Source organism: Hymenobacter frigidus, from assembly GCF_014640435.1.
GTDB classification, from domain to species: Bacteria; Bacteroidota; Bacteroidia; order Cytophagales; family Hymenobacteraceae; genus Hymenobacter; species Hymenobacter frigidus.
The window spans coordinates 58,347-65,491 of sequence record NZ_BMGY01000026.1 but is presented as its reverse complement, the minus strand read 5'-3'; the positions used below and the strand labels follow the sequence as shown (position 1 = coordinate 65,491).

Here is a 7,145-nt window from a genome sequence, read left to right as displayed (position 1 = left end):
TTAGGCTGGAACGACCACTACCTGGAGGACCTGCTCGCCCGAATTGCTAAATGTGTTTAGTCTGACTGCGGATGGGCCTTTCGTTGACGATTGGTTTATCGTCTTTATGACTTCCGAGAAGGTTTGGAATCAAATTTCCGAATATACTCCCGGAATGCCTGCAGTGCTACAAGAATTGGGCACCTATCTGGATGCTAAGTAGTCGCGCACAAGTAACCGTAGTCAACCAAAAAGAACGTCATTCCGAGCTTGCCGAGGAATCTTGCTGGAGTCATCCGCGCCGCCCACTGGCGCGAGCGAGATTCCTCGGCAAGCTCGGAATGACGTTCTTCTTTATCCGGTTACTTATGCGTGGGCACTTAACATAGTCGGTTGGTTGGCAAGCTCGACCAGTTGGAAAACCAACATTATTTGGCCCATCCAAGTGGAAGGGCAAGAAATGTGGGATGCAATTTCAGATAAGCCAGTGACGATGATGGCTCGATTAAAACAACTGTCTGGCATGCAAAGCCAACGGCTAGTTTTAACTAATGCAGCGGCTTCCGTCTTTCCCTCCACAAGTGCTAAGGCTTGAGGCTATCCGGCAGCCCTCCCCCGTTGTTCATCTGTTCCAGCAGATTATCCGCGGCGATGGTGTCCACGGCTTCGGCGCGGCGGCGGCGCGGTTCAGATTCTGAAACGCAGGTGTACTTCTTGGTGATTTTAACGGAGGGCTTGGGGAAGTGGCCGGGCGTGTAGCCCAGCTCTTTGTCCTGGTAGATTTTCTCCATGAACTTGCCGAAGATGGGCAAGGCCGTGCGGCCACCTTCGCCCTGCTGCGAACCGGTGAAGTGGATGCTGCGGTCTTCGCCGCCCACCCACACGCCGGTCATCAGGTCCTTGGTCATGCCCATGTACCAGCCGTCGGAGTAGTTGGAGGTGGTGCCGGTTTTGCCGCCGATTTGGTTGTCGTTTTTCCAAAGCTCGTAGTCCCAGAGGGCCTGGGACGTGCCGCCGGGCTCCTCCATGCCGCCGCGCAGCATGTAGGTCATCAACCAGGCGGTTTCGGCCGAGATGGCGCGCTTCTGCACGGGGTCGAACTGCTTGATGACGTTGCCGTTGCGGTCCTCAATGCGCGTCACGAGGCGGGGCTCGGAACGGAAACCGGTGTTTAGGAACGTGCTGTAGGCGTCCACCATTTCGTACACGCTCACGTCGCCGCCCGAACCAAGGCCGATGCTGGGCACGGCCAGCAAGGGGCTGGTGATGCCGACTTTGTGGGCGTATTTGGCCACGTTTTCCCAGCCCACCTTCTCCGTCAGCTGGGCCGTCACGGAGTTCACGGAACGGGCCATGGCGTGGCGCAGCGTCATGTTGATGCCGGTGTACTCGCGGGTCACGTTGTCGGGCTTCCACTCCATGGGCTGGCCGTTTTCCACGTAGTTGATGGTCACGCGCTGGTCGCGGATGCGGTCGCAGGGCGAGTAGCCGTTGTCGAGAGCCGTGAGGTAGACGAAGGGCTTGAACGTGGAGCCGGCCTGGCGGCGGCCCTGTTTCACGTGGTCGTACTGGAAGAAGCGGTAGTCGAGCCCGCCCACCCAAGCCTTGATTTGGCCGGTAAAGGGGTCCATGCACATCATGCCCGACTGCAGAAAGTGCTTGTAGTAAGCCAACGAATCGAGCGGCGACATGACGAGCGTGGTGTCATTATCGTCGTGCTTCCAGGTAAATACTTTCATCGGCCGCTTGGCGTTCAGGGCCGAATCGAGGCGCTGAGGCTGGTTGCGGTAGCGGTTGGCGAGGCTCTTGTAGCTCTCGGTGCGCCGCATCTGGGTGGCGATGAAGTCTGGAATCTCATTTCCCTCCTCGTCCACCCACGGGTTTTTGTCCTTGTTGCGCCAGAAGTTGTCGAACTGCCGCTGCAGGGCTTTCATGCGCTCGTGCAGGGCCTCTTCGGCGTGGGCCTGCATGCGCGAATCGATGGTAAGGTAGATTTTCAGGCCGTCGCGGTACATGTCGTGGCCCGTGCTGTCGCACCACGCATTCACAAACTGGCTGATGGCCCCGCGGAAGTAAGTATCGGGACCGTCGATATGGGGCTCGACGTGGTAGCGCAGCACAATGGGCGTGGCTTTGAGGGCCGCGATTTCGGCCTTGGGCAGCACCCCGGCCTGACCCATACGGTCGAGCACCACGTTGCGGCGGCGCAGGGCCGCCACCGGATGAAAGCGTGGGTTGTAGGCCGTCGGGTTGTTGAGCACGCCCACCAGCATGGCCGCTTCTTCGGGCCGCAGGCTGTCGGGGGAGGTGCTGAAGAAGGTTTTGGCCGCCACCTTGATGCCGAAAGCGTTGGAACCGTACTCCACCGTGTTGAGGTACATCCGCAGGATTTCCTGCTTGGTGTAGCGGCGCTCCAGTTCCACGGCGGTCAGCCACTCTTTGGTTTTGGCAATAATGGTGCTCACCACAGGAATGTAGCCCAGCGCGCCCCGGCTCTGCTGGCGGCGGATTTTGTAGAGGTTTTTGGCGAGCTGCTGGGTGATGGTGGAGCCACCGCGCTTCTCGCCGCGCAACGACGAGAACACTCCGCCGAGCACGGCCGTGAGGTCGATGCCCGCGTGCTCGTAGTAGCGCACGTCCTCGGTGGCAATGAGAGCTTTGATGAGCAGCGGCGACATTTGGCTAAGCGCCACCGGCGAACGGTTTTCGCGAAAGTATTTGCCAATCAGCACGCCATCCGAGGTATAAAGCTCCGATGCCTGTTCCACTTTGGGGTTTTCCAAATCGGCCAGACTGGGCGATTTACCGAAGAGGAACATAAAATTGGTGCTCACCAGAAACGGGTACACCAGAAACAAAATCACCAAAAGACCAAACCCAACCCAGGACCAGCTGGCCAGCCGCAGGGGCCAGCGGCGGCGCACGGGGGGCTTGGGGGCAGCAGGAGAAGCGGAAGCTAGCGGTTTGAGGTCGGCCATGCGAGGCAGCAAGTGGGAAACCGAGCCAGAGCCCAGCTACGAAGAACGGCAAATATACCAGCCCTCCGCCCCAAAAGGTCAGTAAAAACGGCGTGGCTCAAAAATTGACCGCTGTGGCTGGGCACTCGCCTATTGGCGCTGCCGGGCGGCCAGCAGCGCTTTGTGGTGCACATTGCGCCGGGCTTTCTCGCGGCGGCTCTGCCAGCGCCAACCCAACTCGGCCAAGGCCAACAGGATGATACCCAGGCCTAAAAAGTAACTCCAGTACAGCATCCGAACCTGGGCTCGGGTAGGCGAATCCAACTCCTGAAACAGGAACAGACCCCACAATTCATCGAGCAGGGTGAAGCCCCACACGGCTGCCGCAAACATGCGGCCTACCCGGCCCAGCACCAACTGCCAGTGCAGCAGGTACAGCACCACGCCCGGCAGAGCCGAGAGCAGTATCAGAGGCTGCTCCTTTATGAGAGGCAGACCCAGAAAGATGATGCTCAACGTTTCTTTCAGCACCTGCGCACCGGCGAGCGACCGGCCCAGACGCGAAAGTTTTGGAGCAGCGGAAATTGGGTGCAGGTGAGAAGTGGGCATAGCGCGGGAAGACGTGAAAGCCGTGGAACCGCTAATATACTGATTAGTCGCTAGTAACGGCGTGCCATGAGGCGGTCGGCCTGGCAGCGCCAGGTCAGGATGACGATGAGAATTCCTTTTACGGAATCGAGCAGCAAATTATCGGGCTTGCCGAAAGCGTAGTAAATCCCCACGCCAATGCCTATCCACCACACACCCAGCAGGTAGCACCAAGTGGCAAAGCCAGGCCGCCGCTGCCATACCTGCGCCAGCGCCAAGGCCGCTACCAGCGACACGAAAAGCAGGAACCACGCCACGATATAAGCCAGGAAAGTGGTTTCAGGGCCGTATTTCACCCCAAACTTGGCTAGGGTGAATACGGGCGCGAAAAAAGCTCCTCCCGTGAGTGCCAGCTCAAGCAACAAGGCAATGAAAAGCACAACCAGGAGCAACGTACGGGCCATTTAGCAGAGAGATGCGTGGAACCGTCACGGGCCTTTCTCAGTCTGGGAAGCCCAACGGAGTGCCAAGCTAAGTCATAAACTTCGATAAGTCATTATTTCAAGTTTTGAGTAAACATGCCATCATTCTAGCAATAAGCCTGATTATTCGAGGTTTGAGGCAAAAGGCAACCGGAAAATTCAAACTACTGCTCTTCCTTAGAGCCTATTTTTCGGGCTTCATTCTCTGTTTAAGACTATCCTTGATACAATGAGCTGGCCCACTCTGGATGCGGCAATTACCTGCTGGAATGCTATGACAGTTGGCTTGTGAATAGAATAGTCAAGGCTAAAAGCGGAACCATGAGTATGGTTATTCCAACGATAACGGCTACGGTGGCGGCGCGCAGCAGCCACCGCAGTCCGGCTGGCCCCGGGTAAGGAGCAGGCCAGCGCCATAACACCTGTATGCTCTGGATTCCGGCCGCCAGCAACAGCCCCGCCAGCAGGGCGCGGCTCCAGCCGGCCGCCTGCGGATGGTACGACCAGATTTCTACCTCGAACACCAAGCTGAGGATGGCCATGCCACAGCCGGCGGCCGAGAGCCAAAGCAGCGGCGGCACCACCGGCCAGGACGGCAGCTGCTTACGCCAGCGCATGGCAGGTTGCGGCGGTGGGCAAACCAATCTGCTGGCGCAGGGCGGCGGTGTAGTGGCCGGCGTACTCAGTCAGGGTCCAGCCCACGATGGGCTGGGTACGGCGGCCCCGCTGGTAGTGCCGCCGCAGGGCCGGCCATACTTCGGGCGTGAGCACGGCCAGCAACAGAAACCCAACGCAGGTGATAGACCAGTCGCCATTGCCGAGCATGAAGGCTTTTAGCTTCAGCTCGTCCTCGGGGGTCATGGCATAGCCCAGCAACACGTGTTTCAGGTCGTGGTTTTCGTAATGGGGAATAAGTTGCAGGTGGTTGTCGTGCAGGATATCAGCCATGCCCCGACCGAGCGTACCGACGGGCAGCTTCTCCAAGTAGCTCAGCTGCACGCTCGCCTCCGCCACGCCGTAGAGCCGGCGGAAAATGGGAATTAGAAACGAGGTGCGGGCGTGCACAATGACCTTACGGGCCAGAACCTGGTAGCCGTTCAATGGGGTTGACGCTTGGGTTTGCATGAGCGAGTGGGTAAAATATGATGGGTATTGAGGGATAAATTCAGTTCAGCTACTCCTGATTACCAAGTGGTACTAGCGCGGCGACCACAGCAGCATAATCTGCGTGAAAGCCAGTAGCAGGAGCCCCAACAGCAGCGCAGTGGCCGGCAGTACCCCGCGCACCAGGCGCTGACGGCGCATGGCCGGCGAGGCGGCCCGCTCCTGCCAGGTGAGCAGGAACCCCAGCACGGCCACATCGCCGACGCAGAAAAGCAGGCCCAAAAACGTAAGAGCAAATTGCGGGAAGGAAGCCATGGTAATTCAGCTAATATGTTGATTTATTGATTTGTGGGCTAGGCGCAGCCTTTAGCGCAATGCCTGCCGCGTTTGCCAGTCGGCCCAGGTGAAGCCCTGCCAGTGGGAATAGGCCGCGTAGCGAGCCCGGGCGGCGGCCACGGCAAAGTCGAGATGGCGCTGAGCCATGGGGCCATCAATGCTTTGGATGCCGTCGTATTCGGTTTCCAGCGTGAGCTGCGCGGCACGGTCGAGCACGGCACGGCGGGCCACCAGCGTGGGCAGGACGCGGTCGGGCATATCCAGCAGGAAGCCGATATCGATGCTCTTGAAGCGCGATTGCAGGTTGTATTGGGCAATCCAGACTTCCCAGTTGCCGGCGGCCAGCAGCAGCAGCACCGCGTAGCAGGCCAGCGCATTGAGCCGCACCAAGCTGTAAGCCGAGCGCCGCTGCCAGATTTTGAGCAGTACCGTGACCAAGCCGAAAAACGTGAGCAGCAGGAAGAAGCAGACGCCGATGCGCTTGTAAGCCAACCCGCTATTCAGAATATAATAGTAGTTGCGCAGCCCCACCGACACGGCCAGCACGGCGTTTTGCACCACCCATACCGTGGCCCCGACGCGCAGCCAAGGCAGGCCCGGCACGTAGAAATTCAGGTTGCGCCGGAAAAACCACAACACGATACCCATGGCCAGCAGGATACTGAAGATGAGCACATATGTCCCTTCGTGTACGAACTGCGCCAGGTCGAACCCCACCGTGGGCACAAAGCCAAACCATAGCCAGTTGATGTCAATGGCATTGACGACCAGCAGCAGCACATTCACCAGCCCGAACACGGCCACGGCGGCAATAAACTCCTTGCGCAAGTCCAGCGCCCGGCTGGTTTTCCAGCGAAAATCGGGCTGCCGCACCCCAAACGAGGCCACTCGGTTGCGCTGCCGCCGCACAAACTCACCAAAACGCGATTCGTGGTCGGCGAAAACGAACACCGGCACGGCCACCACCACCCCGGCCGTAACCAGAAAGCCCAGCGTGATAAACAGCAAGTGGCCCAGCGAAATATCGGGCAGCAGGCGCGCCAGCCAGTCGCCCAGCACCGCCAGTACTTCGCCGCTCAGGGCATCGTAGCGCGGGTTGGCCACCGCAAACAGCAGGTGAAACGCCCCCAGAACGCCCAGCGGCATCAGCAGCAAGCGGCCATAGAACCAACCACGGCGCACGCCCGCGCCCGGGTTCTGCGGGGCACGCACGCCGCGCAGCACCCGCACACCCGCCTGGGCCACGCTGCCACCGGCCGTGAGCAGGGCATACAACACCAGCTTCAGGTGAGGCTGGTTGACGTAGCCGAGCAGCAGGAGCACGGAGGTCATGCAGGCCAGTGCCGCCGCGCCCGAGCCGTACACGGCCATCAGGACTCCACTCAACAGGCTTCCGAATACCATCAGCCAGAAATAGGGTGAGCGCCGCACTGCCGCGTGGCGCGGCAGCACCAGCAGCTGCGCCACCACTACAAAAACGGTAAACACCAGCATATTGACACCACCTCGTTCGCGCCAGAAAAGCCAGTCGAACAAGACCACGCCTACTGGCAGCAGCAGTTTTTGGGCGGCGGTGAGGGGCGTGAGGGCGGGCTGGGCGCAGGTGGCGCTAGCCGCATCAGCGGGCCATTGCGCCGGAATTTTAGCAGAAGGGTTCATAAATATTTATTTTAAAGCACTTTGCATTACAAAGTGAATA

General features: G+C 59.4%; 7 protein-coding genes. All 7 read right to left on the bottom strand.

The window, feature by feature from the left end; genetic code table 11:
• Positions 1–563: 563 nt before the first annotated feature.
• The 7 genes from IEW17_RS13860 to IEW17_RS13830 all read right to left on the bottom strand — a co-directional run bounded on the left by IEW17_RS13860 (position 564) and on the right by IEW17_RS13830 (position 7,105).
• A complete protein-coding gene (locus IEW17_RS13860; protein ID WP_188562643.1) occupies positions 564–2,957 on the bottom strand; it encodes a penicillin-binding protein 1A in 2,394 nt (797 codons plus the stop codon).
• 129 nt (positions 2,958–3,086) lie between these two features.
• A complete protein-coding gene (locus IEW17_RS13855) occupies positions 3,087–3,545 on the bottom strand; it encodes a hypothetical protein (protein ID WP_188562642.1) in 459 nt (152 codons plus the stop codon).
• 50 nt (positions 3,546–3,595) lie between these two features.
• Positions 3,596–3,988 (bottom strand): hypothetical protein, encoded by a 393-nt coding sequence (locus IEW17_RS13850; RefSeq protein ID WP_188562641.1) that lies wholly within the window; start codon positions 3,986–3,988, stop codon positions 3,596–3,598.
• A 290-nt stretch (positions 3,989–4,278) separates the two neighbouring features.
• Positions 4,279–4,623 (bottom strand): hypothetical protein, encoded by a 345-nt coding sequence (locus IEW17_RS13845; RefSeq protein ID WP_188562640.1) that lies wholly within the window; start codon positions 4,621–4,623, stop codon positions 4,279–4,281.
• Positions 4,610–5,131 (bottom strand): hypothetical protein, encoded by a 522-nt coding sequence (locus IEW17_RS13840; RefSeq protein WP_188562639.1) that lies wholly within the window; start codon positions 5,129–5,131, stop codon positions 4,610–4,612. The genes IEW17_RS13845 and IEW17_RS13840 overlap by 14 nt, the downstream gene beginning before the upstream one ends.
• A gap of 72 nt (positions 5,132–5,203) precedes the next feature.
• Entirely contained in the window at positions 5,204–5,425 is a 222-nt protein-coding gene (locus tag IEW17_RS13835; protein ID WP_188562638.1) for a hypothetical protein, read from the bottom strand.
• A gap of 51 nt (positions 5,426–5,476) precedes the next feature.
• Entirely contained in the window at positions 5,477–7,105 is a 1,629-nt protein-coding gene (locus tag IEW17_RS13830; RefSeq protein ID WP_188562637.1) for a DUF4153 domain-containing protein, read from the bottom strand.
• Positions 7,106–7,145: the final 40 nt, after the last annotated feature.